We start from the raw sequence: 26,609 nt of genomic DNA, 5'->3' as shown, positions 1-26,609 counted from the left end.
GCGGGCTGGTCTGGTGTGGCAGTATGGTTTTCCAGAACCTGCTGCACATCCTGATAGGTCAGGCGGGCAGCGCTCCGCATAAGGCCCCGGCCCAGTGTGCTTGCGCGGATCTGTCCGGCGGGGGTTATCTGAAGGTCGGCAAACAGGCAGAGCCGGTCTTCCCCCGGTTTGAGGGAGCAGATCCCGGCAGAGAGGGCAGGCGGCAGCATGGGCACGACGCGGCCCGGCAGATAGACTGAATTGCCCCGCAACCGGGCCTCGGCATCCAGCGCGGAACCGGGGGCGATATAATGGGCAACGTCCGCAATGGCGATAATCAGCCGAAATCCGTCCGGGGTCTGCTCTGCCCAGATGGCATCATCAAAGTCCTGCGCTGTGGCGTCATCAATTGTGACAAGCGGCAGGGAGCGGAGGTCGGTGCGCTTCACGGGGGCTGTCATTCCCGCAACAGCGCGGGATGCGTCAGAGGCTTCAGGTTCTGCAGGATGCTGCGCCACCCGGAGTGCCTCTTGCGCTGCTTCTGCTGAAAATTCTGTCGGGATGTTGTGAGTCAGCAGGCTGAGGGTCGCGGGCATGCCCGCTGCCGTGACCGGACCCAGAACCGTGCGGATATGGGCCTGCGGCGGCTGGCCGTCCTGTGTGGGGAGCAGGTCCGCCAGCACAACATCATCCGCTACAGCGTGCGGGGCGGCTGCGTCGGGTGCAATGTCCAGCACAAAAGTCAGTCTGCGGTCACACGGGATCAGCCGGTCAGGCGCGGTCTGAAAAACAGCGGCAATCTGGCGGGGCGCTGTGGAGAGCAGCCGGATTGGGCGACCTTCCCGCCGGGTGCGGCCTGCGGCGGGGCGTAGCCGGAGGATCAGCGCATCACCGGGGAGAATCAGGTGTCCGTCAAGATGCGTGGTCACGAGGGCGACCGTGCTGCCTGCTGGGTCATCCGGCAGATGGGCCAGAGGCAGGCCAGCGCGGCCTATACGGGTGACGATGGCGCGGGCCGTCTCGGGCAGGCCCGTGACGCCTTTCAGCCTGCCGGGCGGCAGCAAAGCCAGATCCCCCGCAACGGCCATGGCGTGCAGATGGGTCCGCAGAGCGGCTTTCAGGTGCGCTGGCAGGCCGAAGGCCCGCAGGATATCCGGAGGAGAGACAGGGGTGCGGTCTGCTTCCAGAAAAGTCCGGAGGGCCGCAGGGTCAGGCAGAGCTGCGGCCCCCGATCTTTTCTGCACGGGTCAGTCCGCCTTTTTCTTCCGTGCCGCTGGCTTTTTGGCCGGAGCCTCAGCCCCGTCTTCAGCCGTGCTTTTTTTGGCGGCTGTTTTACGGGTGGTTGTTTTTTTAGCGGTCGTCGTGGTCTTGGTCGCAGCCTTTTTGGTGGCTTTTTTAGGCTCTGCCTCGGCCTTGGTTGCGGTCTTTTTAGCAGCGGTTTTGGTCGTGGTCTTCTTTTTGGCCGCACCCGCTTTGGCTTTCAGAGGTTTGCCCTTTTCAGCCAGCAGAGCCACAGCTTCATCCAGCGTGACTTCATTCATATCCGTGCCACGCGGCAGGGTAGCGACCATGTTGCCATGCTGCGCATAGGGGCCAAAGCGGCCTTTGCGGATCATGACGGGTTCCCCGTCTTTGGGGTGCGCGCCCATTGAGCGGATGGAGGCCAGCTTTTTGGCCAGCGCATCGACCGCCCGGTTCAACCCGATGTTCAGAACATCATCGTCCTTATCGAGAGACCCGTAGATCGCCCCCATTTTTACATAGGGGCCAAACCGGCCCAGACCGGCTTCAATCGGTTCCCCGCTCTCCGGATGCAGGCCGACAAGGCGGGGGAGCGAGAGCAGACCGACAGCCTGATCCAGCGTAATGGCTTCCCCGTCCATCCCTTTGGGCAGGGAGGCGCGCTTGGGTTTGGCTTTCTTGTCTGCCTGGTCCGGCTCACCCTGCTGCACATACAGGCCATAGGGCCCCTGCCGCACGGTAATATCTTCCCCGGTCTCCGGATGCTGGCCCAGAACACGCATGCCGTCTTTCAGCGCCGCGCCCTCTCCTTCTTCCGCACTGTCGGAGGACAGGCGGCGGGTGAAGGAACATTCCGGATAGTTGGAGCAGCCGATAAATGCGCCGTAACGGCCGAGTTTGAGGCCGAGCCGCCCCGTGCCGCAGGCGGTGCAGTGGCGCGGGTCAGACCCGTCATCACGCGGCGGGAAGAAGAACGGCCCGAGGTCTTTGTCCAGCGCGTTCAGAACATCGGTGATTGTCAGGTCTTTGGTATCGGCAACCGCTTTGGAGAACGCATTCCAGAAGTTGGCCAGAACGTGTTTCCACTCGGCCCGGCCATCGGAAATATCGTCCAGCAGTTCTTCAAGGCTGGCGGTGAACGTGGTGTCGACATACTGCTCAAAGAATGAGACAAGGAAGGCCGTGACCAGACGCCCGCGTGCTTCGGGGATGAAGCGGCGGTTTTCCAGCGTGACGTAATTGCGGTCCCGCAGCACGGTCAGAATAGACGCGTAGGTGGAAGGGCGGCCAATGCCGATTTCTTCCATCTTTTTTACCAGCGAGGCTTCCGAAAAGCGCGGCGGCGGCTGCGTGAAGTGCTGGTCCGCGGCAACGCTTTCACGCTTCAGCGGGTCCTTTTCCTTCATGGGCGGCAACATGCGGGAGTCATCATCCGCAGGTTTGTCGCTATCGTCCCGGCCTTCCGTATAGAGGCGCAGGAAGCCGTCAAAGGTGATGATGGAGCCATTGGCGCGCAGCACGGTCTGGCCGGAGGGGCCTGCAATATCCACTGCAACCTGATCCAGTGCTGCGGATTCCATCTGGCTGGCCACGGCGCGCTTCCACACCAGCTCATACAGGCGGCGCTGATCCGGCGTCAGGTGGGACGCCACGGAAGAGGGCGTGCGGGATACATCCGTCGGGCGGATGGCCTCATGCGCTTCCTGCGCGTTCTTGGCTTTGGAGCTGTAGAAACGCGGCTGGGCGGGCACATAGTCCTCGCCAATATGCTGGCCGATATGGCCCCGGATTGCGAACATGGCCTCTTTGGCCATCTGCACGCCGTCCGTTCGCATATAGGTAATGAGACCTACGGTCTCTCCGCCCAGATCAATACCTTCATAAAGCTGCTGCGCGGTGCGCATGGTGACCTGTGCCCCCATGCCCAGCTTGCGGGAGGCTTCCTGCTGGAGGGTGGAGGTGGTGAACGGCGGCTGCGGGTTGCGGCGCACCTTGCGGCGCTCGACTGACTGAACAGCGAGGTTTTCCGCTTCCACCGCTTTTTTGGCGGCTGCGGCCTGTTCCTCGTTACTCAGGTCAAACTGGTCGAGCTTCTTGCCATTCAGATGCGTGAGGCGGGCGGTAAACGGCGCGCCGGAGGGGGTGGCGAGGGCTGCCTGCACCGTCCAGTATTCACGCGGTTTGAAGACTTCAATTTCCGCTTCCCGCTCACAGATCAGCCGCAGGGCGACGGACTGCACGCGGCCAGCACTCCGGGAGCCGGGCAGCTTGCGCCACAGAACAGGGGAGAGCGTGAAGCCCACCAGATAATCCAGCGCACGGCGGGCCAGATACGCCTCAATCAGCGGCATATCGAGGTCACGCGGGTGCGCCATGGCCGTCTTGATGGCGCTTTTGGTGATCTCGTTGAAGGTGACGCGCTGGACGTCCACCCCCTTCAGCGCCTTTTTCTCTTCCAGCATGGCGCGGACGTGCCAGGAAATCGCTTCCCCCTCACGGTCCGGGTCAGTGGCCAGATAAAGTGTTTTAGCGCCCTTCAGAGCCTTGATGATGGCAGCAACCTGCTTGTTGCCCCGCTCATCGGCCTGCCAGGACATGGCAAAATCTTCGTCCGGGCGCACAGACCCGTCTTTGGGTGGCAGATCGCGCACGTGGCCGAAGGAGGCCAGCACCGTGTAGTCATTGCCCAGATATTTGTTGATCGTTTTCGCTTTTGCGGGCGATTCGACCACCACAACGTCAGTCATACTCTCTCCGACCTGCCGGAAGCTACATCGAGACTCAGCCGTTTTCGCCATGACTGGCGGCACGAACAACACGCCCACCGGGGAGTGAGTCCAGACTGCCAGACAGCTCAAGTTCCGTGAGCACGGTCAAGACGGCGGAAGCTGAGAACTGGCAGCGCCTAACCAGATCGTCAACCGCTATGGGCGTAAAGGAGAGCAGATCAAGCACTTTTTCCCGCACAGCCTCACACGTTTCTGCGAGAGGTGGGGGCGGTTCTGTTATGACAGAAGCAGGGGTGGAGGCGGCACGTATGGGCGGGGGGAGAGTAGCCTGCAAGGGCAGAAAAGCGCCGTTTTGCGGGGATTTTCGGCTTTTAGAAGGGGGTGCAAATGTGGCTGCGGTCTTGTCCGTTCGGCCTCCCGTTTCAGGAAAATCAGACGGAGTGAAGGAAAAAGAAGGGTGTCGCGCCTGCGAGTCCTCTGGACGGCGCTGCAAAACGGGTTCCGGCGCAGAGTGCGGCGCAACGTGGGTGCTGACTGGCTGTTCCGGCAGAACAGGAGGCAGGTGGGGCAGAATATCCGCCACACTTTCCGTCAGTACCGCCCCGTTGCGCAGCAGGTCATTACTCCCCCGGCAGCGCGGGTCCAGCGGAGAGCCGGGGACAGCAAAGAGTTCCCGCCCATAGTCGCCCACCAGCCGGGCCGTAATAAGAGTGCCGGATTTTGGGGCTGCTTCCACCACAACACAGCCCAGTGTCAGCCCGGCAATCAGTCGGTTGCGGCGTGGGAAATGGCGGTTGAGCGGAGCCGTGCCGAGCGGGGCTTCCGTTATCACAGCGCCTTTTTCGGCAATTTCGGCCTGAAGATGCGCATTTTGCAGCGGGTAGGGTTTATCCAGCCCCCCGGCAATGGCTGCAATGGTCAGGCCTTTGCGGTGGAGGGCACCTTTGTGGGCGGCGGTGTCGATCCCGCGGGCCAGCCCGGAGACAACGGATAAACCGGCTTCTACCAGTTCCGTCGCCAGACTTTCCGCCAGCCGCAGGCCGGAAGAAGAGGCATTGCGCGCGCCAATCAGCCCGATACCGGGGAGGCTCAGGGCCGCAACATCCCCCAGCACGCTGAGAACGGGCGGCGCATCCGGAATTTCCTTTAGCAGAAACGGATAATCTGCATCGAGCAACGTAAGAATATGGCCGCCCATACGCAGGGTGGCCTCAATTTCCCTCAGGATACTGTCCCGTGAGGGAATAACCAGCGGCTCCCGCCCGCGCTGGGGCAGGCGGGGGAGGGCATCCAGTGCGGCCTCGGCTGAATGATACTGGCTCAGCAGCCGCCGCCATGTGCGTGGCCCCACAGACTCGGTGCGGGCCAGACGCAGGCAGGCGACAAGCGTGTTCATTTTTGTTTGGGAGGAACCCGTGGTTCTGTGCCGTTCAGAATACGGCCGATATTGGCGCTGTGCCGCATGAGCACCAGCAGGCTGATCAGCAGCACGGCCATCGGTTTGCCGGATGCCTGAAAGCTGAAGCCGTAAAGCGCCAGTGTTACAAACGGCATAATGAGAAAGGCAGCCAGTGCTCCGGCGGAGGAAATACGTGTGAGCTTGGCTACACCCAGCCATGCGGTACAGCCGATAAGCCCGGTGATGGGCGAGAGCGCCAGCAGAGCCCCCAGCCCGGTTGCAACCCCTTTGCCGCCTTTAAAGCCGAGAAAAATCGGGTAGCAATGTCCGACCACCACAGCCAGAGCCGTGACGGCCAGAATCCGGTCGGAAAAGTCCGGCGGCGTCATGATCCATGCAATGACGACCGCCAGCGCACCTTTGGCGGCATCCAGCCCGAGCGTGGCGGCAGCCAGATCTTTCCGGCCCGTGCGCAGCACATTGGTTGCGCCAATATTGCCGGAGCCGATTTTCCGCAGATCTCCCACCCCGGCCATATTGGTCAGGATCAGGCCGAACGGCACGCTGCCCAGCACGTACCCCATGAAGGCCATGGCCGCGAGAAGCCACAGCGCATAGGAGGGCAGGTCGGACATCATGCTGCTACGGCTCCGTAAACGCGGCGGCCGCCTTTCCATGTGCCCAGCACACGGCCTTCCAGCGGGCGGCCATCAAACGGCGTGTTCTGGGCCCGGCCCGGCAGTTTGCCAGCCTGCACCAGCCAGCTCTGGTCCGGTGCAAACAGGCAAAGGTCCGCTGCCGCCCCGGTTGCCAGTGTACCGCTGGTAGTGCCCAGCAGTGCTGCGGGTTTGTGCGTCAGCAAGGCCAGCGCCAGCGGCAGGGTAAGCGTGCCGTCATGCACCCGCGCCAGCGTGACGCCCAGCAGCGTGACCATGCCCGTGCCTCCCGTGGCGGCCTGTGCGAAGGGCAGGCGTTTGTCGTCCGCATCACGCGGCAGGTGGTCGGAGGCAATGGCGTCAATCGTGCCATCGGCCAGCGCCGCGCAGAGCGCCAGACGATCCTCTTCCGCACGCAGAGGCGGGGAGAATTTGGCGTAGGTGCGGAAATCGCCGATCGCGTTTTCGTTCAGGTCAAAATAATGCGGAGCAGTGTCACACGTGACATTCAGCCCCCGCGCCTTGGCCTGCCGGATCAGCGCAACGCCTTCCCCTGTGGAGACATGCCCAAAATGCAGGCGGCCGCCGGTGAGTTCCGCCAGACGAATATCGCGCGCAATCATGATGGCTTCCGCGACGGGCGGAATACCCGGCAGGCCCATGCGGGTCGCCAGTTCCCCTGCCGTGGCGCAGCCGGAGCCAGCCAGAGAGGGGTCTTCCGGGTGCTGGACAATCATCGCGCCGAAGCCGCCCGCATAGGCGAGTGCCAGACGCATCAGGCGGGCGGGGTCAATCGCGCGGGCGCCATCCGTAAAAGCCACGGCGCCGGCTTCATGCAGCAGGCCGATTTCAGCCAGTTCCTGCCCTTTGCAGCCTTTTGTCAGCGCGCCGTAAGGCAGGATGGAAATGGCACCGGTTTCCTCCCCGCGCGTGCGCAGCAGGCGGACCAGAGCAGGGTTATCAATCGCGGGTTCACAGGTGGGCAGCACCGCAATGGTGGTAATGCCACCGGCGGAGGCTGCACGAGCGGCAGAGGCAATCGTTTCCCGATATTCGTGCCCCGGCTCACCAATTTCCACGCGCATATCAACAAGGCCGGGGCACAGCACCGCGCCCTGACCGTCAATAATTTCAGCGCCGTCTGGTGCGCCTTCGGCTCCGGCTTTGTCGGTGCCTGCAATCTCGCCATTGCGCACCAGCAGGCGGCCCGGCTGGTCCAGCCCGGAGGCCGGATCAATCAGGCGGACATTATCAAAAAGAAGAGTGCTCATGCGGAATGCCTGCTGCGGGTCAGCCGATCCAGCACAGCCATGCGAACGGCCACGCCCATTTCAACCTGTTCCTGAATCACGCTCTGGTCAGAATCGGCTACCAGACTGTCAATTTCCACGCCGCGATTCATCGGGCCGGGGTGCATGACCAGCGCGTCCTTGTTCGCCAGAGCCAGCCGCCGCTGGTCCAGCCCGTAAAAACGGAAATATTCCCGTGCACTGGGGATCTGCCCGGAGGACATACGCTCGCGTTGCAGGCGCAGCATCATCACCACATCCACCCCGCGCAGACCTTCTTCCATAGTGTGGAACACCTCCACGCCAAGGCTTTTAAAGCCACCCGGCACGAGTGTCGGTGGCCCCACGACGCGAACCTTGCAACCCATGGTAGTAAGGAGGTGAATATCAGAGCGTGCCACGCGAGAATGGGCAACATCCCCGCAAATCGCGACCGTCAGCCCCGCAAACCGGCCGCAATGGCGGCGGATGGTCAGGGCGTCCAGCAGCGCCTGTGTCGGGTGTTCATGCGTGCCATCGCCCGCATTGACCACACAGGCTTCCACCTTCTGTGCCAGCAAGGCAGGCGCGCCGGACTGGGAATGGCGCACCACCAGCAGATCGGCCTGCATGGCGTTGAGCGTGGCCGCCGTATCCAGCAGGGTTTCCCCCTTGTTTACGGAGGACTGAGCGACGGACATGTTGATTACATCCGCGCCCAGACGCTTGCCTGCCAGTTCAAAAGAGGTGCGGGTCCGGGTGCTGTCCTCAAAAAAGAGGTTGATCAGCGTCCGGCCCCGCAGCACGTCTCTTGGCACCTTGCGGGAGCGGTTGAGCAGGGCGTAGCTTTCGGCCAGATCAAGCAGCGGCTCAATCTGGTCTGGCGTCATGCCTTGCAGACCGAGCAGATGCCGGGAGTGCCGGCCTGAAAAGCTAGCCATGCAGCACGGCTCCGATGCGGGCGAGGGTTTCATCTTTCCCCAGAGCCGCCAGCGTGGCGTCAATCCCCGGAGAGGTGTTGGAGCCTGTAACGGCCGCACGCAGCGGCTGAGCAACCTGCCCGAGCTTGTGCTCACCAGCTTCCGCAAAGCGGCGCAGGGCAGCATCAATATTTTCCGGCGTGAAGTCTTCCACCGCAGCCAGGTCGCGCGCCAGACCGTCCAGAAGAGTGCGGGCTTCCGGTGTCAGGATTTTTTCTGCCTTGGCGTTAAAGGTCAGCGGCACATGGCGACCGAGGAAGGCAGCGCTTTCCGTCAGTTCCACCAGTGTGCGGGCGCGTTCCTTCAGGCCGGGCATCAGCGCCAGAACGCGGGCGCGGACGGTATCATCCGTGCTGACACCCTCAACGGCTTTCAGGCGGTCCATGACGTCGTTTGTCAGGCGTTCATCATCCGCCTGACGCAGCCACACGGCGTTGATGTGCAGCAGTTTGGCGTAATCCATGCGGGACGGGGAGCGGCCGACACCGTCCAGATCAAACAGGTTGATCTGCTCTTCGCGGGACAGGATTTCCGCATCGCCGTGGCCCCAGCCCAGACGCAGCAGGTAATTGCACAGGGCTTCCGGCAGATAGCCTTCATCCCGGAATTCCACCACGGACTGCGCGCCGTGCCGTTTGGACAGTTTGGCGCCATCCGGCCCGTGGATGAGCGGCAGATGCGCAAAGCGCGGCAGGTCCCAGCCCATCGCACGGTAGATCATGGCCTGACGGAAGGTGTTGGTCAGGTGGTCATCACCGCGGATAACGTGGGTGATGTCCATATCATGGTCATCCACCACCACGGCGTGCTGGTAGGTGGGAGTACCGTCGGAGCGGAGGATGATCATATCATCGAGTTCAGCATTGGCGACGCGGACTTCGCCCTGTACCAGATCTTCAATAACCGTTTCGCCCTCACGCGGGGCTTTGATGCGGACGGCATAGGGCGCGCCAGCAGGCGCTTCCGATGGGTCACGGTCACGCCACATCCCGTTGTAACGGGGCGGCTTGCCGTTTGCCATTGCGTCTTCACGCATCTGTTTGAGTTCTTCAGGCGTGCAGTAGCACTTGTAGGCCAGACCTTTTTCCAGCAGTTCCAGCGCGACTTCCGTATGGCGCGGTTGCCGGGTGGACTGGAAAACAGGCGTTTCATCTGCCGTAATGCCCATCCAGGCCAGTCCGTCGAAAATAACATCGACAGCCTGTTGGGTGGACCGCTCACGGTCGGTATCCTCAATGCGCAGGAGGAACTCGCCGCCGTGATGACGGGCAAAAAGAAAGTTGAACAGGGCCGCGCGGGCGTTGCCGATATGCAGCAGGCCGGTCGGACTCGGGGCAAAGCGTGTGCGGATCGTCGTCATGGGGCGCATCCTTATCACGCACACACGCGGGGAGCCATATGTCCTTCCTGACGGCTGCTCTTCTTTCGGAGCAACGGCGGCTGGTGCTGTGGGGGCCGGTCGGCATGGCGCTTGGCGTGCTGGCCTACTTTCTGCTGCCGCAGGAGCCGGGGGCGGTCTGGGGCGTGGGACTGCCGCTGATCGTGCTTGTGCTGGGGGCGGTTCTTCTGGCTGTCGGCTGGTTGTCTGTCTGGGGGCGGCTAGCAGGCGGAGCCTGTATGGCTCTGGCGCTCGGCTTTGTGTCCGCATGGAGTGCGGCCCACCGCCAGCCGCCCATGCCGGAATTGCCGCGCCGGGCGGTTGTGGTGTCGGGCACGGTGCAGTCCGTCACAGTCCTGCCGCCGCGTGGCGCAGACGATTCTGCCGGTGCGCGGCGGCTGGTGCTGGCCGGGGCCAGATTCGCCACCCCGCTGGATCAGGGCATGCGGCCTCTGCAACGCACACTCAGCATCACCCTGCGCCCGGACGATTCTGAGCGCCTTGTGCCCGGAAATGCGGTGCAGGTGCGGGCTTTGCTGAGGCCTCCGCCGTTTCCGGCATTTCCCGGCGGGCGGGATGTGCAGCGTGAGGCTTGGTTTGCAGGCAGCGCCGGGTCCGGGCGGGCGCTCGGGGTGGTGCAGCCGGTAGCGTGTTCACATGGGGTACCTTTTCATGCCGCTGTGGGGAATGGAGGTCTGACGGCGCAGAGCAGGACGCCCGACTCTGTGGAGCCTGCCGATGAAAGTACTCCGGGGCTGGAAGCTGAGGGGCAGGATGGTCTGGTAATCTGTGCCGCGCCTCAACGAGGGTTTTCCATAAGGCTGGAGCCGCTGCGGGAGCGGATTGATGCGCGGATCAGGCAGGTTCTGCCGGGTGCTGCGGGCACTGTGGCCTCTACGGTGCTGACGGGTGAGGGGGCCTCCGTGCCGCGTGCTGTGCGGGAGGATTTTGCAGCCTCCGGGCTGGCGCATCTGCTGGCTGTAGCCGGACTGCATCTGGGGATTGTGCTTGGGGTGCTGATGGCGGTGGTCCGCCTCAGTCTTTCCGTATGGATGTGGGCGGCGTTGCGCTGGCCATGCAAGGAGATTGCGGCCCTGCTCGCTCTGTTAGGGGGCGCGGCCTATGTGGCACTGACGGGCCTGCATCTGCCCGCCCTGCGCAGCCTGATGATGGCGGGGGTGGTTGTGCTGGGGCTTGTGGCGGGGCGGCGTGCTGTGTCCATGCGCGGTCTGGCGCTGGCGGCGGCTGTTGTGCTGCTGGGTACGCCGCAGGCTGTGCTGGGGGTGGCGTTCCAGATGTCTTTTGCCGCCGTGATGGCACTGATCGCGGGGTATGAGGTGGCGCGCCCGTATCTTTCCCGTTTTCGGGAAGAAAAGCGCGGTTTCGGGCGCTGGCTGGCGCTGCATCTGACAACCCTGACGCTGACCAGTCTGCTGGCTGGCCTTGCAACGCTCCCTGTTGTCATGGCCCATTTTGGGGAGGTGCAGCCGTTTTTTATTCTCGCCAATCTGGTGGCCGTGCCGGTGATGGCGCTCTGGATCATGCCGATGGGTCTGCTGGCGCTGGGGCTCATGCCCCTGCATCTGGATGCGGTGCCGCTGCACCTGATGGGCTGGGGGATTCAGGCTGTTCTGGCCGGGGCACATTCTATTGCGCACTGGCCCGCTGCCCGCGTCGCTGTGCCGTCCATGCCCGGCTGGGGGCTGGCTGCGGTGCTGCTCGGGCTGTGCTGGCTGTGCCTGTGGCGGCCCGTCTGGCGGCTGGCCGGGTTGGTACCCATGTTGCTGGGGGTGCTGTCCCCCTGTCTGGTGACGCAGCCGGATCTGCTTATCAGTCCGGATGGGGGGCTGATGGCGGTGCGGGACGGGCGTCAGGTGCTGGTTGGCGGGCAGTCGCGGGATGCGTATCTGGTTCGCGCCGCATGGCAGCAGGCGTTCGCGTTGCCCATGCAGCCTTTTCCGGCGGAGGGAGACGCAACACCGGATGGCGCGCTGGCGTGCGGGCAGGATGGAGAGCCTGATGTCTGCCTGCTGACCCTGAAAGGCCGCGCCGTGCTGCTCCGGGTAAGGGATAGATCAGATGGCATGACACTCTTGCCCGACTCGCTGTGCGCGGGGATGGATCTGGTTATCAGCGCAGCGCCCTTGCGCCAGTCCTGCCCCGGTGTGCGTGGTCTTGATCGTTTTACGGCGTGGCGGGACGGGGCGCAGGCTCTCTTTCTGGGGCCTGAAGGCGTGCGCGTTGTGTCAGACCGCGCGGTGCGGGGCGCACGCCTGTGGGTCATGAAGCCCGGCGGCCACGGCATGCCCACTCTGCCGCTGGCCCCGGAGGAATAAACCAGCCGGGCTAGGTGGCCTTATACTCTTTGCGTAAAAAGAGGGGATTAGGAGGGCTGATTTTCAAACGCATCCAGCACACGGGTGGAATAGACCAGAGCCGCACCGGCATTGAGGGCAACCGCCACGCCAAGGGCTTCTGCAATTTCTTCCTTTGTCGCTCCGGCTTTTTTGGCGGCAACGGTATGGACGGAAATGCAGCCATCGCATCGTGTGGTAACGGCCACGGCCAACGCGATCAGTTCCCGTGTTTTGGCGTCCAGATGTTTGTTGGCAGCGGGCACGGTTTCAAGAGTCTGCAACCCCTGCAACGTGTTGGGGGAAAGCTGGGCGAACACTTTCGTGTTTGCGCCCAGGTGAGTGCGGTAAGCATTCCAGTCCATAAGTCCTGCTCCTGATTGGAAAAAGGCTGAGCAAGAGTGCCGCCTGCCGCCCGGAGTCTGTCACGACACAGTTACGAGAGCGTCTTCCCCTTGCGGAGAGGGATATCTCCCAGCTATCCGCCTATAGTTATGACGTATATCAATAAGGACGAGGCCTCGTCTTTCACCGGGCGGGGACCTCTGGCTCTTTATCGGGAGCGGATTGCTTCCGGTGAGCTGAATAGTGACCCCGATCAGGCCCGCGTGGTGGAGCGGCTGGACCAGCTCTGGCGTGAGCTGGCCACCATGCCACCCCCGGCTGCCCCTGCAAAAGGTGGCCTGCTGGCGGGGCTTGCACGCAGGCTGAAGCCGCAGGCTCCGCCGCCGCGTCCGCGCGGGCTTTATATTGTCGGGCGGGTTGGCCGTGGCAAAACCATGGTGATGGACCTGTTTTTCAGTTGCGCGCCTGTCCAGAAAAAGGAGCGCATCCACTTCCTGCGCTTCATGCAGGATGTGCATCAGAAATTGCACGCGCTGAAAGCCGCCAACCCCGGCATGGCGGACCCCATCCCGCCGCTGGCAGCGGCTATTGCGGCGCGCGCGCAGTTGCTGTGCTTTGATGAATTTCAGGTCAATGACATTGCGGACGCCATGATTCTGGGGCGGCTGTTTGAGGCCCTGTTCGCGCAGGGGGTGGTGATTGTCTCCACCTCCAATACCGAGCCGGGGGAACTCTTCCAGAACCGCCCCGGCGCGGATGCCTTTAAACCGTTTATCGCCATCATCCGGCGTGAGCTGGATACGGTGGAACTGGACTCCCCGCGGGATTACCGGCGTGGGCGGCAGCAGGACCGGGAGACATGGCTGGTTCCCGCAGATGCACAGGCTCGGGCCAGACTGGACAGCATTTTTGCCCGCTATGCGGAGGGGCAGGAGGCTGCTCCGGTGACGCTGGAATTCAGTGGACGCACGTTTGAGGTGGATCAGGCCGCCGGTTCCGTTGCACGGTTCGATTTCAAATCTTTGTGTGGCACGCCGCGCGGCCCGAATGATTATCTGGCGCTGGCCCGGCGCTTCCCGGTGGTCATTATCGAGGCAATTCCCTGCATGGGGCAGGATGAAGCCAATCTTGCCCGCCGGTTTATCACCCTTGTGGATGCGCTCTACGATAACGGAAACCTGCTTTTTGCCTCAGCCGCGGCGGTCCCTGACCAGCTTTTTACCACCGGGGAAGGGTCGGACGCATTTGCCCGTACGGCATCACGCCTCGCTGAGATGGGAAGTGAAAGCTGGCTGGCCCGTGGAGCCGCTGCCGCGCAGGCCGCGCACCGCCTCTCCACACCGTGACAGCCGGCTCTCTTGTCGGCGCTTCTGGCGCGGTCTAGCAAAATCATCAGAGCGGCTGAGGGCGGGAACGCCTCCAGCCTCACGGAATTCAGACTATGCGGGCAGGGCACCCTGCGCCACAGCGCAGGGTGAAAGAACAATGATCCGGCTTACGTTCGGGACTAACACAACCGCTGGCTGCCAGAACGGGCTTGCCCGGCAGCAGGGAGGACTCTGATCATGGCAGCTTCAGACGTGCTGACAACCGCGCTCAACGGAGCAAATATCGCGTATCTGGCGGACCTGTATGCCCGCTGGGCGCAGGACCCCAAAAGCGTTGACCCCTCATTCGATACGCTTTTTGGCTCTCTGGATGATGATGAAGCCGCAGTGCTGAAAGACGCGGTGGGGGCCTCCTGGGCGCCACGCCCGTCCATCATCACGGGGGAAGAGCCTGCTGCTCCGGCCAAAGGCGGAGCAGGGAGTGCCGCAGGCGGACTGGCCGCAACGGACAGTCTGGCCATTGCCCGGCTGATTCGTGCCTTCCGCGTTTACGGGCATCAGGAAGCCCGGCTGGACCCGCTGGGCCTGCGCGTGCCGCACACCACACCGGAACTGGACCCCGCGACCTACGGTTTCGCGCAGAAAGATCTGGGCCGCGAAGTTTATATCGGTTCCCTCATGGCTCCGCTTCTGAAAGGCCGCACCACGGCTAAAGTCAGTGAAGTGGTGGAGGCGCTCCGGGCCGTCTATTGCGACACAATCGGCGCGGAATATGTGTATGCCCGCAATGCCGAACAGCGCGACTGGCTCCGCAACCGTCTGGAAGGCGACCAGTGGCGCCAGACCGTGACGGTGGATGAGCAGAAAGCCATCCTGAAAAACCTAACGGAAGCCGAAGGTTTTGAATCTTTCTGCCAGAAACGCTACGTCGGCGCGAAGCGCTTTGGCCTTGAGGGCGGGGAAATTTCCATTCCCTCCCTGCACGCCATTATTGATCAGGCCGCTGCACAGGGCGTCACTTCTGTTACCATCGGCATGGCGCATCGCGGGCGTCTGAACACGCTGGTGAACGTGGTCCGCAAACCCTATGTGGCGATCTTCAATGAATTTGCCGGTGGATCTTTCAAGCCGGATGATGTGGCGGGTTCAGGGGATGTGAAATACCATCTCGGCTCCTCCACGGATGTGGAAGTGGGCGGCAAGTCCGTGCATATCTCCCTGCAACCTAACCCGTCCCATCTGGAAGCAGTGGACCCTGTGGTGTGCGGCAAGGTGCGCGCCATTCAGGATGATAGCGGGGATACGGAAACCCGCGGGAGCCATATGGGTATTGTCATCCACGGTGATGCCGCGTTTGCGGGGCAAGGGGTGGTGTATGAAACACTCTCTATGTCCCAGCTTCCCGGTTACCGCACGGGCGGCACCATCCATATGGTGGTGAACAATCAGGTCGGCTTCACGACGGACCCGAAAAACGGCCATTCCGGCATTTACGGCACGGACGTTGCTAAAGCGATTGAAGCCCCGGTCCTGCATGTCAACGGTGATGATGCCGAGGCGGTGATCTACGTCTCTCGTCTGGCGCAGGATTACCGGCAGGCTTTTGCCAGTGACATCGTGCTGGATATCGTCTGCTACCGTCGCCACGGGCACAATGAAACGGATGAACCTGCCTTCACGCAGCCCGTGATGTATAAAGCCATTGCCGAGCATGAAACGCCGCATACGCTTTATGCAAAACGCCTTGTGCAGGCTGGTGTTGTGACAGATGAGGATGTGAAGAGCCAGTGGGATGCCTTCTTCCAGAAACTGGATGAAGACTACAAGGCCGCACAATCCTATAAGGTGAACAAGGCGGACTGGCTTGAAGGCGGCTGGGCCGGACTGATTGCCCCCACAACTGGTAAAGTGGAATCTGCTTATCCGGAAACGGGTGTGGCGGTTGAAACGCTCCAGAAAATCGGTTCTGCTATCACGCAGGTTCCGGGTGATTTTGACCTCAATTCCAAAATCGCACGTCAGCTTAAGGCAAAAGCCGGGATGTTCTCCTCCGGGGAAGGGTTTGACTGGGCGACGGGTGAGGCTCTGGGCTTTGGCTCTCTGCTGCTGGAAAAACACCGTGTGCGTCTGTCTGGTGAAGATTGCCAGCGCGGCACGTTCAGCCAGCGTCATGCAACACTGATCGACCAGACCAACCAGACCCCCTTCACACCGCTGAACCATATTGACGGTGAGCAGGCCAAAATTGAAATCTGGAACTCATTCCTTTCAGAATATGGCGTGCTGGGTTTTGAGTATGGCTACTCCCTGCGCAACCCCAAAACGCTGGTGCTGTGGGAAGCGCAGTTTGGTGACTTTGCCAACTGTGCACAGGTGATTATCGACCAGTTTATTGCCTCGGGTGAAACCAAATGGCTGCGTATGTCCGGTCTGGTCATGCTGCTGCCGCATGGGTACGAAGGGCAGGGGCCGGAACATTCTTCCGCACGGCTTGAGCGGTATCTCCAGCTTTGCGCTGAAGACAATATGTTTGTGTGCAACATCACAACCCCGGCCAACTACTTCCATGCGCTGCGCCGCCAGTTGAAGCTGGATTACCGTAAACCGCTGATTGTGATGGAGCCGAAATCTCTGCTCCGCCACAAGCTGGCCATTTCCGCCCTGTCCGACTTCGGGCCGGGGACACGCTTCCAGCCGGTGCTGGCGGATGTGAATGACCCGCAGGACGATGGTCTGGTGGCTGATGCGCAGATCAGGCGCGTCGTGATCTGCTCTGGCAAGGTCTATTATGATCTGCTGCCCGCACGCCGGGAAAACACGCTGAAGGACGTTGCCATCCTGCGTCTGGAACAACTCTACCCGTTCCCGGAAGCAGCCCTTGCCGCCGAGCTGAAGCGTTATCCTGAAGCCGAGGTGATCTGGTGCCAGGAAGAAACGGAAAATGGTGGGGCGTGGCATTTTGTTGATCGCCGGATTGAAAATGCGCTTCAGGCCGCGCAGCATAAGGCGGGTCGCCCGCGTTATGTGGGCCGTGCCGCGGCTGCCAGCCCGGCAACAGGTCTGGCGCGCATCCATGCGGCAGAGCAGGCGAACCTTGTGGAAAGGGCCTTGGGTTTGAAGAAAACGGACTGAAAACAGACCATCTGAAAAGACCGCCTGCCCGGAAATGGCAGGCATGACAGCCCGGCAGATCTGCAAAAAGAGACGTTTCTGCCGGGGAGTGTTTGAAGGAAATGGGGATATAGGATGTCAGTCGAAATCAAGGTGCCGACACTGGGTGAAAGCGTAACAACCGCCACGGTGGCAAAATGGCTGAAAAAAGCCGGAGATACCGTGGCCGCTGATGAGCCGATTGTTGAGCTTGAAACCGACAAGGTGAGCGTGGAAGTTCCGGCACCGCAGGCGGGTGTGCTGGGCGCGGAAGTGGCCAAGGTGGGGGATGAAGTGGAAGTTGGCGCCCTGCTGACCACACTGGAGCCCGGTGGCGCTGGTGCTGCAAAACCGGCGACCAAGGCAGCCCCGGCTGAAAAGAAAGAAGCCCCTGCCGCAGCTCCGGCTGCTCCTGCCCCTGCTGCCAAAGCGGCTCCGGCGGCTGCGCCGTCCGTCGATGCTGCGGCTGCCCTGCCTGCAGCCCGCAAAATCATGGCGGAAAACGGCCTGAGCGCAGAACAGGTTGGTTCTGGCACGGGGAAAGATGGCCGGATTACCAAAGGCGATGTTCTGGGCTTCCTGTCCCAGCCACCGGTGGCTCAGGCCCCTGCCGCCCCCAAACCTGCCCGTAATGATGACCCGCGTGAAGAACGCGTGAAGATGACGCGCCTGCGCCGCACCATCGCCCGCCGCCTGAAAGACGCGCAGAATACCGCTGCCATCCTGACGACCTTTAACGAGGTTGATCTGTCCGAAGCTATGGCGCTGCGGAAGGAATATCAGGACGCATTTGTGAAAAAGCATGGTGTGAAGCTGGGCTTTATGTCCATCTTCTCCCGCGCTGTGATTGCCGCACTGAAGGAATTCCCGGCGATTAACGCTGAAATTGACGGCGATGACGTGATTTATCGCGACTTCGTCAATCTCGGGATTGCCGTGGGTGGCCCCAACGGGCTGGTCGTGCCGGTGATCAAAAATGCCGACACGCTGAACTATGCGGAAATTGAAAAAACCATTGCAGGCTTTGGTAAAGCCGCGCGGGAAGGCACGCTCAAGATTGATGATCTGGCTGGCGGCACCTTCTCCATCACCAATGGCGGGATTTACGGCTCCCTGCTGTCCACGCCCATTCTGAATGCGCCGCAGTCCGGTATTCTGGGCATGCACTCCATTCAGGAACGTCCGGTGGCCGTGAATGGTCAGGTGGTTATCCGCCCGATGATGTATATTGCGCTGTCTTATGATCATCGCATTGTGGACGGCAAAGAGGCTGTCAGCTTCCTTGTCCGCATCAAGCAGAATGTGGAAGACCCCCGCCGTCTTCTGATTGACGTCTGAGAGTGATGGGGGCTGGCTGAAAAAACCTCAGCCAGCCTTTTTCTTTTTCTGACCCTGAACGTAAACGAGAGCAAAGCCATGCCGATTGAAATCAAGGTTCCGTCCCTTGGAGAAAGTGTCACCACCGCTACTATCGGGAAATGGCTCAAGCAGCCGGGCGACGCTGTGAAAGCGGACGAGCCGATTGTTGAGCTGGAAACCGATAAAGTGAGCGTGGAAGTGCCTGCTCCGGCAGATGGTCGGCTGGCGGCGCACGCGGTTGCGGAAGGGGATGAAGTGGCTGTAGGGGCCGTGCTGGCCACACTGGAGCAGGGCGCTGCCGGGGCATCCGCCCCGGCACAGGCCAAGTCTGCTCCGGCGGATAAAGCTGAAAAACCTGCTGCGGCCCCGGCTGCGGCAAAACCGGCTGGCGCCGCACCGCAGGCAGAAGCTCCGGCGCAGACAGACTATGATGTTGTGGTGATTGGCGCTGGCCCCGGTGGCTATGTGTGCGCCATTCGCGCCGCACAGCTTGGCTTTAAGGTAGCCTGCGTGGAAAAACGCGCCACACTGGGCGGCACCTGTCTGAATGTGGGTTGTATTCCGTCCAAGGCGCTGTTGCAGTCTTCTGAAAACTACCACGCCGCAGGCCATGATTTTGCAGCGCATGGTGTGGTGATTGACAGCGTGAAGCTGGATCTGGCCCGCATGCAGGCCCGCAAGGCCGAGATTGTAGGCGCCAATGTGAAAGGGGTTGAATACCTCTTCAAGAAAAACGGCATCACCTGGCTGAAAGGCCACGGCAAGGTCGAAGGTACGGGCCGCCTTACGGTTGACGGCAAGCCGGTCACGGCAAAACACATCATCATCGCCAGCGGCAGTGACAGTGCAAACCTGCCCGGCATTGAGGTGGATGAAAAAACCATCGTGACCTCAACCGGCGCGCTGGAGCTTTCTGAAGTGCCGAAGCGTCTGGTGGTGATCGGCGGTGGCGTGATTGGTCTGGAACTGGGCAGCGTGTGGCAGCGTCTTGGCGCTGAGGTCACGGTGATTGAGTATCTGAACCGTCTGGTGCCGGGCACGGATAATGAGGTCGCGTCCCAGTTCCAGAAACTGCTGGTCAAACAGGGCTTCAAGCTCAAGCTGGGCCATAAGGTGACCAAAGCCGAAAAAACCAAAAAAGGCGTCGTGCTGAGCGTTGAACCCGCTGCTGGTGGCGCGGTGGAAACGCTGGAGGCAGACATTGTGCTGCTGGCTGTTGGCCGCACGGCTGCCAGCAAGGGCATGGGGCTGGAAGAGGCTGGCATTGAACTGGACAAACGCGGCCGCGTTGTAACGGACGCGCATTTTGCCACCAATGTTCCGGGCATTTACGCCATTGGCGACGTGATTGCCGGACCGATGCTGGCACACAAAGCAGAAGAAGAAGGTGTGGCTCTGGCTGAAATTCTGGCCGGGCAGGCCGGGCATGTGAATTATGACGCCATTCCGGGCGTGATCTACACATGGCCGGAAGTGGCGTCCGTCGGCTTTACGGAAGAGCAGCTTAAGGAAAAAGGCACGACCTACAAGACCGGCAAATTCCCCTTCATGGCCAATGGCCGTGCGCGGGCGCTGGGCATGACGGACGGATTCGTTAAAGTGCTGGCCTGTGAGAAAACAGACCGCGTTCTGGGCGTGCACATTATTGGTCCGTGCGCGGGTGAACTGATTGCCGAAGCGACGATGGCCATTGAATTTGGTGCGTCTGCCGAGGATATCGGTCGTGTATGCCATGCTCACCCGACGCTGAGCGAAGCCGTGAAGGAAGCGGCTCTGGGTGCGGACAACCGGTCCATCAATATTTGACAATTTCCCTCCTGCGGGAAGGGGTGCCATAATCTCTCCTGCTAATTAGGGCAGGAGAGACGTGGTATGTCAGGGGCAAAGGGTCCGACACTCCTTTTTATTGCCGGCAGTTTGCTCCTTGTGCCGGGACTTGCGTGTGCTACGGGGGCTGCTCAGGCTGTTTCTGCACCGCCAGTCGGGCAGGCGGGTGGTCAGCCCGTACAGGCTGATCAGGAAGGGGCTCCGTCCCCTCCGCTCACTCCGGCGGAACCGGTGCTGAAAGAAGCACCACCCCTGCCGGAAATCCCTGTTCTGAATGAAGAAGACGCCCGCGCGGAAGCCACCCGGCTGAACAGCGCCTTCCGGCATGAAGTGCCGGTGGCGCTCAAAGTGTCCTCCGCCCAGAAAGCGGCCTGGAGTGCTTTGGCGAAGGAGCAGATTCAGCAGGCGTCTTTTCCACTGGATCGCCCGCAGGTTGTGCTGGTGGTAGACCGCAACCCCGCCGTGCAGCGTATGTGCCTGATGCTGGCCCTGCCGGGCCAGTCAGACTGGCAGGTGATTGGCAGCACCAAAGTCTCCACGGGGACAACCGGCCGCAAGTTCTATTACATCACCCCAACCGGCGTGTTTATCAACACGGCGGATATTCTCGGCTACCGGGCGCTGGGTACCAAAAACGAGAACGGCATTATGGGGAACGGCACCAAAGGCATGCGCGTGTGGGATTTCGGCTGGCAATGGGCTGAAAAAGGCTGGCTGCCTGTCCCGCGTGAAAAAGGGCAGATCCGGCTGGAAATGCACGCAACGGACCCTGTCTATCTGGAAAGCCGTCTGGGCCATGTGGCGTCTGAAGGCTGTATCCGTATCCCATCATCCCTGAATGTGTTTATCGACAAGCATGGTCTGATTGATGTGGAAGACGAGCAGATGGCGGTGATTGATAACCGCTTCCGTGCTCTTCTGCGGCCTGACCGGGTGGCGACCCCGCTGGCAGGCTCAGCCGTGATTGTGGTGGATAGCGCCAGCAGGCCTGATCTGGCTCAGGTGACGATCAGCGAGAACAAAGCCCCGGCCCGGCATCCGGCGCAGCAGACGCATAGCTGAGGGAGGGTGTGACGCTGTCCGTCAGATCTGACTGACAGGCTGCCAGATGGAGGCACATACAGGAGCGGATGCGCCCAAAAGGGCACTTAAAAAAATGCTCTTTATGAACGCTTTATAAAAAAGGGGCGTGCGAGGTTTCCCCCGCACGCCCCTTTTGTTTCCATCCGGACTGTAAGGCTTACAGACCAGCCGGAACCTTGCCGCCGTTGGCAGCCAGTTTGGCGCGCACTTCCTTGATCAGCCAGATGTTCATGGCTGCGGAATCATCCGTGCTGCCCGTGTAGCCCAGTTCTGCTGCCAGCTTCTTGCGGGCATCCAGAGAGCTGTCCAGACCCAGCAGCTTCAGCAGGTCCACAATGGACTCTTTCCAGTTCAGGTTCTGGCCGTTCTGGGCAGCCAGACCCGTCAGGACGGCATCAATATCCACCGGAGCAGCCGGAGCGGCGGCAGCGGCATCTGCCGGGGTTGCCGGAGCAGCAGCCTGCGTGGCGGGAGCGCCAGCCGGAGCGGCGGACGGCGTAGCCGCATTGGCGTGATGGAAAATGGAGGAAAGAATTGTGCCGAAAATGCTCATTTCAAAAGTCCTTTTGCAGCAGACAATGTCCAGCCGCACACACGGGAAGTGTGCTGGCGGGCTGAACCATCTTCTTACAAACAATACACCAATAGGGATGGTTGCAAAGAATGATGATGAAGGTTTTGCATATTGGGGGAGCATTCCCTGCCTGCCAGATAGGCAGAGCAGGGCCATGCGGGGCGGAGGAGACACAGCGGCCAGCCAGAAAAGCTGAGGGCCGCCGGTCTGCTCCGGGGTCGTTTTAGTAGCGGTATTCTTCGTGCTTGAACGGGCCGTTGACCGGCACGTCGATATAGTCAGCCTGCTTCTGAGACATTTTGCTCAGATGCGCGCCAACCTTGGCAAGGTGCAGGAAGGCCACTTTTTCATCCAGCTTTTTGGGCAGGGTGTAGACTTTGGCTTCGTACTTACCTTCCGGCGCAGTCCACAGTTCGATCTGGGCCAGCGTCTGGTTGGTGAAGGAGGCGGACATCACGAAGGACGGGTGGCCTGTGGCGTTGCCAAGGTTCACCAGACGGCCTTCGGACAGGATGATCAGGCGCTTGCCATCGGGGAACACAACCTCGTCCACCTGCGGCTTGATGTTGTCCCACGTGAAGTTGCGCAGGGCACCGATCTGAATTTCAGAGTCGAAGTGGCCGATGTTGCAGACAATCGCGCGGTGTTTCATGGCGCGCATGTGGTCCAGCGTGATGACGTCCACGTTGCCGGTTGCCGTCACGAAGATGTCGCCACGGGGAGCAGCTTCTTCCATGGTGACGACTTCATAGCCTTCCATGGCGGCCTGAAGGGCGCAGATCGGGTCAACTTCCGTCACCAGCACGCGGCAGCCTGCGTTGCGCAGGGAGGCAGCAGAGCCTTTGCCCACGTCACCATAGCCAGCCACCACGGCAACCTTACCGGCCATCATCACGTCCGTACCACGGCGGATGGCGTCCACAAGGCTTTCACGGCAGCCGTACAGGTTGTCGAACTTGGACTTGGTAACGCTGTCATTCACGTTGATGGCCGGAACCTTCAGCGTGCCTTTTTTCTGCATTTCCCACAGGCGATGCACACCTGTTGTCGTTTCTTCAGACAGGCCCTTCACGTTCTTCAGCAGTTCCGGGAACTTGTCATGCATCATAACGGTGAGGTCACCGCCATCATCCAGAATCATGTTCGGGGTCCAGCCATCCGGGCCCTGAATGGTCTGCTCAATGCACCAGTTAAATTCGTCTTCCGTCAGGCCTTTCCATGCGAACACGGGGATGCCAGCCGCCGCAATGGCAGCCGCAGCCTGATCCTGCGTGGAGAAAATGTTGCAGGAAGACCAGCGCACCGTGGCACCCAGAGCCGTCAGGGTTTCAATCAGCACAGCGGTCTGGATGGTCATGTGCAGGCAGCCCGCAATGCGTGCGCCCTTCAGCGGCTGGCTGGCACCGTATTCCTCACGGAGCGCCATCAGGCCGGGCATTTCGCCTTCGGCAATGGAAATTTCCTTGCGGCCCCACTCAGCGAGCGAAAGGTCTTTAACCTTGTAATCGGTCATGATTGTCCTGCTTCCTGATCAAAATCGAGGGTTTCTATACAGGGTGGGAGGCAGGCAGGCCAGCCGTAACCCGCATCCTTCGTGTGGAAAGCTGTGGCATAGCTTGCAAGACAGGCTGTTTTCTGGTCTCCACAGGGCAGTTTATCCTTCTGAATTTCGCTGGTCTGGCTCGCTCATGGCTTTGCTTCGCTCCATCCTGTTCAATGTTCTGGCCTTTGTGCTGACCCTGCTGATGGGGGTGGGGGCCTTTCCCATCCGCTGGTTCGCCAGAAGGCTGGCGCTGCCTTATGCCAAGCTGTGGAGCCGGCTGGTGCTCATGCTGTTCCGCGATATCTGCGGCGTGGAAGTGCGGATTACCGGGCTGGACAATCTGGCGCAGACGGGGGGCGGTCCGCTGCTGATAGCCTCCCAGCATCAGTCCGCGTTTGATACGCTGATCTGGATGTTGCTTGTGCCGTATCCCTCCTATGTGATGAAGGGGGAGCTGCGCCGCATTCCGCTGCTTGGGCCGATGCTCATTCTGGCGGGCATGATGCCTATTGAGCGCGCCGCCGGGGCCAAAGCCATGCGCGCCCTGCTGCGGGAGACTGAAAAGGCGGTCGAAGCAGGCAAGCAGATTATCATTTTCCCCGAAGGCACGCGCACAATGCCCGGAGAGCATGTGCCGCTTAAACCCGGCATTGCCGCCATGGCAGCACATGCCAGACTGCCGGTTGTGCCGGTCGCCACCAACTCCGGTCAGTTCTGGGGGCGGAATGCCTTCCTGAAGCGTTCGGGCGTGCTGCATGTTGCTATAGGCGCGCCGCTGGCTCCGGCGAACAGAAAGCTTCTGCTGGGTGAGATTGAAACGAGCTGGCGCGGGCTGGAACAGGCGTTTACAGCACAGGACCGGACAATTGAGGGGCAGGCTGTGTCCTCTGGGGGATAAGTCAGACAATCCTGTGGATAACTTTGTGGATGGGAGGGGCTGTGTCTGGAGTGTGCTGAGGTAAATCGCAGTATTTCCTGCCGTATTCCAGTAAAGCCTGCCGTCAATACTGATGGGGTGGAACAGGTGATTTTTATTGAAAAACAAGAAAGCCCTTAAAAAATAAAGACATTTCAAAATTTAAATTTTTATGACTGCGTGTGTGAAAACTGTCATGTTTACGACATAATTCTACGCGCGGCAGTCTGCTTTACGCAGCAGTTCATGTGGACGAAATCCCTGTTTGTCTAAAAAATCTGCCGGACCTGACTGGTCTTCAGGCGCAGAGACATGGGGTGCAGGCCTGTATTCAAGAAGACATGAAAGTCTGGTAAGGTCGTGCTGTTCTTCGCTCAACCAGAGTTTTTCATGTCTCAGATGATGCCCGCAGCACAGCTTCCGCCCTTCCTGCTGCGGAATGCCCGGCTTCTGCCAAACCGGGATGATATTCTGCAACTCCTGCCCCGGCATGCCGTGATTGCGGAAGTGGGGGTGATGACGGGTGATTTTTCAAAGAAAATTCTGGATATCTGCGAGCCGCGCCTGTTTTACGCGCTGGATATTTTTAATGTGCATGAACTGCCGGAGGTCTGGGGGCGGTCATCGGCGGAAATGTTCGCTCATAAAACCCAGCAGGCTTTTTATAAATCCCGCTTTGCGGAAGACATCGCCCGCGGGCAGGTAAATGTTCTGGCTGGTGATAGCGGGGTCATGCTGGAACATCTGCCCGACAAGGGTGTGGACGTGATTTATCTCGATGCCGACCATAATTATCAGGCGGTGGTGCGGGATCTGGAAATCTGTGAACGCAAGCTGAAACCCCATACCGGCCTGCTGATCCTGAATGATTACATCATGGCGGATGGCGGAGGCCCGTATGGCGTGATTCAGGCCGCGCATGAATTCATGCTGCGTCACGGCTGGGAAATGGTCATTTTTGCGCTTCAGGACTACATGTATTGTGATGTTGTTTTGCGCAAACACCCAGCCACCCGCCCGCGCCGTATTCTGCAAAGGCTGGTGCAGAAACTGGGATATACCAAACTGGGGCGCTTCTGAGTGCGGAAGGTTGCCCTCTGGCTGGGCTGCGGCTGCGCGACTGGTCTGGTCGTGCAAACTGCGCTGTGGTGGGGTGGCATCCGGCTTCTGGAACAGCGTCTGTCGCATGTGGGAACTGGTGGCGGTGCCAGCATCCGTGCAGGTTATGATCCCGGTCTGACCAGTCTTGCAGGACGAAAGGGAGATGCAGCGCAGTCTGGTGCGGCACATAACGCTGATGCAGAGCCGTTTGGCGGGTGTTTGGTGGTGTCTCAGACCAGAAAACATGCAGGCTGGCCGTTCCGGGCGCGGGTTGTGCTGGAGGCTGTGCGGGTGACGTGCGCGGGGGTGTCTGGCGGTGTCGGTCTGTCTTACGCTGTCCGTCATGCATCGCTGGAACTGGCGCTGTGGCATCCGTTGACCGTGCAGGGCACGCTGGAGGGGGGGCAGGCTTTTGCCTCTTTGCAAGCCCAAGGCTCCGAAATGGCCCGGCAAAGTGCTTTGCTGCTTCGCACAGATGGCGCACCGCTCCGAATTTCTCTGCCGTTACGCGCGGCGCAGGCCGGTTCCGTGCGGTTCAGCACAGACTTTCTGCATCTGGTGCCACAAAGAGGGGCAGCGGAGGCGCATCCGGTTACGGCGCGCGGCGTGAGCGGGACACTTGTCTGGAATAGCCATGCGACGACGCAGGCCAGCGCTCTTGCTCTCTCATTCACGGCGCAGCGCGCTGTGGTGGCGCCATGGGCAGAGTCTGTGGACGCTGTGCAGGGGGCTGTCGCCATTCCCGGCCCAGCCGACAGGCTTGCAGCCTTGTGGACTATCGCGGATGCGACACCCTCAGCACCCTCAGCACCCTCAGCACCCTCAGCACCCTCAGCACCCTCAGCACCCTCAGCGTCTTCCGGTTCTTTTGCGGGCGATGCTGCCCTGCTGCCACAACCGGGGGATGCGTCTCAGTCCGCAGGACCAGCAGCGTATACGGAGCTTCTGGTGCAGCATCTGGCCGGACGCTGGCGGGGGCTAGGGGTTTCATGGTCCGGGCGGCTGGTCATGGCTCCCGGCGGCGCGCCATTGGGGGAAACATGGCTGACCCTGAGCGACTGGCGACCTTTTCTGGCGCGCTTGCAGCAGGATAAAACGCTCAGCCCGGCTCAGATGGCCCTTCTCTCCCGCCTGACAGATCAGCTTGAGGCGCGCACGGGCGGCACGGAAGGTCCGCTCAGTGTGCCCTTGCAGGTGAGGGACGGGGCCGTGCAATTCGCAGGGGTTCCGCTGTTATCTGTTCTGGCGACGTTGCATGGGGCATCTCTGTCCGGGGCTGGCACACCCTGAGCCAGTTCACCCTGATTGTGAGGGGCGAGGGCCTGTAGCGACTCTCAGGCTCTGAAAAGAGTGCATCAGGTCCTGTCTGGGTCTTGGGGGCTATGTGTGCCGCCACAG

General features: G+C 61.0%; 19 protein-coding genes. 9 read left to right on the top strand and 10 right to left on the bottom strand.

Features of this window, described 5'->3' with window-relative positions; all coding sequences use genetic code 11:
* The 7 genes from KP699_RS08590 to gltX form a co-directional block, all read right to left on the bottom strand.
* The coding region (locus KP699_RS08590; protein ID WP_215762300.1) for an RNB domain-containing ribonuclease at positions 1-1,223 on the bottom strand (1,223 nt) is incomplete at its 3' end.
* A gap of 3 nt (positions 1,224-1,226) precedes the next feature.
* Positions 1,227-3,968 carry a type I DNA topoisomerase gene (gene topA, locus KP699_RS08585; RefSeq protein WP_215762299.1) on the bottom strand — a complete coding sequence of 914 codons (2,742 nt, stop codon included), beginning with the start codon at positions 3,966-3,968 and terminating at the stop codon, positions 1,227-1,229.
* A 34-nt stretch (positions 3,969-4,002) separates the two neighbouring features.
* A complete protein-coding gene (gene dprA / locus KP699_RS08580; protein WP_215762298.1) occupies positions 4,003-5,346 on the bottom strand; it encodes a DNA-processing protein DprA in 1,344 nt (447 codons plus the stop codon).
* Positions 5,343-5,984, bottom strand: a complete 642-nt coding sequence (plsY, locus tag KP699_RS08575) for a glycerol-3-phosphate 1-O-acyltransferase PlsY (protein WP_215762310.1) — start codon at positions 5,982-5,984, stop codon at positions 5,343-5,345. Before plsY ends, dprA begins: the two co-directional genes overlap by 4 nt.
* Positions 5,984-7,276 (bottom strand): dihydroorotase, encoded by a 1,293-nt coding sequence (pyrC, locus tag KP699_RS08570; RefSeq protein WP_215762297.1) that lies wholly within the window; start codon positions 7,274-7,276, stop codon positions 5,984-5,986. The genes plsY and pyrC overlap by 1 nt, the downstream gene beginning before the upstream one ends.
* Positions 7,273-8,214, bottom strand: a complete 942-nt coding sequence (locus tag KP699_RS08565) for an aspartate carbamoyltransferase catalytic subunit (RefSeq protein WP_212356506.1) — start codon at positions 8,212-8,214, stop codon at positions 7,273-7,275. The genes pyrC and KP699_RS08565 overlap by 4 nt, the downstream gene beginning before the upstream one ends.
* Positions 8,207-9,613 carry a glutamate--tRNA ligase gene (gene gltX / locus KP699_RS08560; protein ID WP_215762296.1) on the bottom strand — a complete coding sequence of 469 codons (1,407 nt, stop codon included), beginning with the start codon at positions 9,611-9,613 and terminating at the stop codon, positions 8,207-8,209. The genes KP699_RS08565 and gltX overlap by 8 nt, the downstream gene beginning before the upstream one ends.
* Positions 9,614-9,651: 38 nt before the next feature.
* Between gltX and KP699_RS08555 the strand changes: the two genes are divergently transcribed.
* Complete coding sequence (locus tag KP699_RS08555) at positions 9,652-11,967, top strand: ComEC/Rec2 family competence protein (RefSeq protein WP_252346887.1); 2,316 nt, start codon at positions 9,652-9,654, stop codon at positions 11,965-11,967.
* 47 nt (positions 11,968-12,014) lie between these two features.
* On the opposite strand, the gene KP699_RS08550 is transcribed toward KP699_RS08555, so the two are convergent.
* Positions 12,015-12,350 carry a carboxymuconolactone decarboxylase family protein gene (locus KP699_RS08550; protein WP_077930214.1) on the bottom strand — a complete coding sequence of 112 codons (336 nt, stop codon included), beginning with the start codon at positions 12,348-12,350 and terminating at the stop codon, positions 12,015-12,017.
* 129 nt (positions 12,351-12,479) lie between these two features.
* On the opposite strand from KP699_RS08550, the gene zapE reads away from it, so the two are divergent.
* The 5 genes from zapE (at position 12,480) to KP699_RS08525 (ending at position 21,056) form a co-directional block, all read left to right on the top strand.
* Positions 12,480-13,676 (top strand): cell division protein ZapE, encoded by a 1,197-nt coding sequence (gene zapE / locus KP699_RS08545; RefSeq protein ID WP_215762295.1) that lies wholly within the window; start codon positions 12,480-12,482, stop codon positions 13,674-13,676.
* Between the two features lie 219 nt (positions 13,677-13,895).
* Entirely contained in the window at positions 13,896-16,790 is a 2,895-nt protein-coding gene (locus KP699_RS08540) for a 2-oxoglutarate dehydrogenase E1 component (RefSeq protein WP_215762294.1), read from the top strand.
* Positions 16,791-16,904: 114 nt separating this feature from the next.
* Positions 16,905-18,146, top strand: a complete 1,242-nt coding sequence (odhB, locus tag KP699_RS08535) for a 2-oxoglutarate dehydrogenase complex dihydrolipoyllysine-residue succinyltransferase (RefSeq protein ID WP_215762293.1) — start codon at positions 16,905-16,907, stop codon at positions 18,144-18,146.
* A 78-nt stretch (positions 18,147-18,224) separates the two neighbouring features.
* On the top strand, positions 18,225-19,973 hold the full coding sequence (gene lpdA, locus KP699_RS08530) for a dihydrolipoyl dehydrogenase (RefSeq protein WP_215762292.1): 1,749 nt from the start codon (positions 18,225-18,227) through the stop codon (positions 19,971-19,973).
* 66 nt (positions 19,974-20,039) lie between these two features.
* On the top strand, positions 20,040-21,056 hold the full coding sequence (locus tag KP699_RS08525) for a L,D-transpeptidase (RefSeq protein WP_215762291.1): 1,017 nt from the start codon (positions 20,040-20,042) through the stop codon (positions 21,054-21,056).
* Positions 21,057-21,234: 178 nt separating this feature from the next.
* Here KP699_RS08525 and KP699_RS08520 read toward each other — a convergent pair whose 3' ends face one another.
* The gene (locus tag KP699_RS08520) at positions 21,235-21,630 is read right to left on the bottom strand and encodes a DUF3597 domain-containing protein (protein ID WP_077930208.1); all 396 of its coding nucleotides are present in this window, start codon (positions 21,628-21,630) and stop codon (positions 21,235-21,237) included.
* 244 nt (positions 21,631-21,874) lie between these two features.
* On the bottom strand, positions 21,875-23,164 hold the full coding sequence (gene ahcY / locus KP699_RS08515; protein ID WP_025829164.1) for an adenosylhomocysteinase: 1,290 nt from the start codon (positions 23,162-23,164) through the stop codon (positions 21,875-21,877).
* A 175-nt stretch (positions 23,165-23,339) separates the two neighbouring features.
* On the opposite strand from ahcY, the gene KP699_RS08510 reads away from it, so the two are divergent.
* The 3 genes from KP699_RS08510 (at position 23,340) to KP699_RS08500 (ending at position 26,501) form a co-directional block, all read left to right on the top strand.
* Positions 23,340-24,092 carry a 1-acyl-sn-glycerol-3-phosphate acyltransferase gene (locus KP699_RS08510; protein WP_215762290.1) on the top strand — a complete coding sequence of 251 codons (753 nt, stop codon included), beginning with the start codon at positions 23,340-23,342 and terminating at the stop codon, positions 24,090-24,092.
* A gap of 408 nt (positions 24,093-24,500) precedes the next feature.
* On the top strand, positions 24,501-25,190 hold the full coding sequence (locus KP699_RS08505) for a class I SAM-dependent methyltransferase (RefSeq protein ID WP_215762289.1): 690 nt from the start codon (positions 24,501-24,503) through the stop codon (positions 25,188-25,190).
* Complete coding sequence (locus KP699_RS08500) at positions 25,191-26,501, top strand: DUF2125 domain-containing protein (protein WP_215762288.1); 1,311 nt, start codon at positions 25,191-25,193, stop codon at positions 26,499-26,501. It begins immediately after the preceding gene.
* The last annotated feature ends 108 nt before the right edge of the window (positions 26,502-26,609 follow it).

This window comes from Acetobacter sp. P1H12_c, assembly GCF_018811975.1.
In the GTDB taxonomy this organism is placed as follows: Bacteria; Pseudomonadota; Alphaproteobacteria; order Acetobacterales; family Acetobacteraceae; genus Acetobacter; species Acetobacter persici.
The sequence above is the reverse complement of the archived record's forward strand: the minus strand, read 5'-3'. Positions and strand labels throughout refer to the sequence as shown.

Bases quoted from the DNA above. Each gene is read 5' to 3' on its own strand.
- topA (WP_215762299.1), bottom strand. From the start codon at position 3,968: ATGACTGACGTTGTGGTGGTCGAATCGCCCGCAAAAGCGAAAACGATC.
- dprA (WP_215762298.1), bottom strand. From the start codon at position 5,346: ATGAACACGCTTGTCGCCTGCCTGCGTCTGGCCCGCACCGAGTCTGTG.
- plsY (WP_215762310.1), bottom strand. From the start codon at position 5,984: ATGTCCGACCTGCCCTCCTATGCGCTGTGGCTTCTCGCGGCCATGGCC.
- pyrC (WP_215762297.1), bottom strand. From the start codon at position 7,276: ATGAGCACTCTTCTTTTTGATAATGTCCGCCTGATTGATCCGGCCTCC.
- KP699_RS08565 (WP_212356506.1), bottom strand. From the start codon at position 8,214: ATGGCTAGCTTTTCAGGCCGGCACTCCCGGCATCTGCTCGGTCTGCAA.
- gltX (WP_215762296.1), bottom strand. From the start codon at position 9,613: ATGACGACGATCCGCACACGCTTTGCCCCGAGTCCGACCGGCCTGCTG.
- KP699_RS08555 (WP_252346887.1), top strand. From the start codon at position 9,652: ATGTCCTTCCTGACGGCTGCTCTTCTTTCGGAGCAACGGCGGCTGGTG.
- KP699_RS08550 (WP_077930214.1), bottom strand. From the start codon at position 12,350: ATGGACTGGAATGCTTACCGCACTCACCTGGGCGCAAACACGAAAGTG.
- zapE (WP_215762295.1), top strand. From the start codon at position 12,480: ATGACGTATATCAATAAGGACGAGGCCTCGTCTTTCACCGGGCGGGGA.
- KP699_RS08540 (WP_215762294.1), top strand. From the start codon at position 13,896: ATGGCAGCTTCAGACGTGCTGACAACCGCGCTCAACGGAGCAAATATC.
- odhB (WP_215762293.1), top strand. From the start codon at position 16,905: ATGTCAGTCGAAATCAAGGTGCCGACACTGGGTGAAAGCGTAACAACC.
- lpdA (WP_215762292.1), top strand. From the start codon at position 18,225: ATGCCGATTGAAATCAAGGTTCCGTCCCTTGGAGAAAGTGTCACCACC.
- KP699_RS08525 (WP_215762291.1), top strand. From the start codon at position 20,040: ATGTCAGGGGCAAAGGGTCCGACACTCCTTTTTATTGCCGGCAGTTTG.
- KP699_RS08520 (WP_077930208.1), bottom strand. From the start codon at position 21,630: ATGAGCATTTTCGGCACAATTCTTTCCTCCATTTTCCATCACGCCAAT.
- ahcY (WP_025829164.1), bottom strand. From the start codon at position 23,164: ATGACCGATTACAAGGTTAAAGACCTTTCGCTCGCTGAGTGGGGCCGC.
- KP699_RS08510 (WP_215762290.1), top strand. From the start codon at position 23,340: ATGGCTTTGCTTCGCTCCATCCTGTTCAATGTTCTGGCCTTTGTGCTG.
- KP699_RS08505 (WP_215762289.1), top strand. From the start codon at position 24,501: ATGTCTCAGATGATGCCCGCAGCACAGCTTCCGCCCTTCCTGCTGCGG.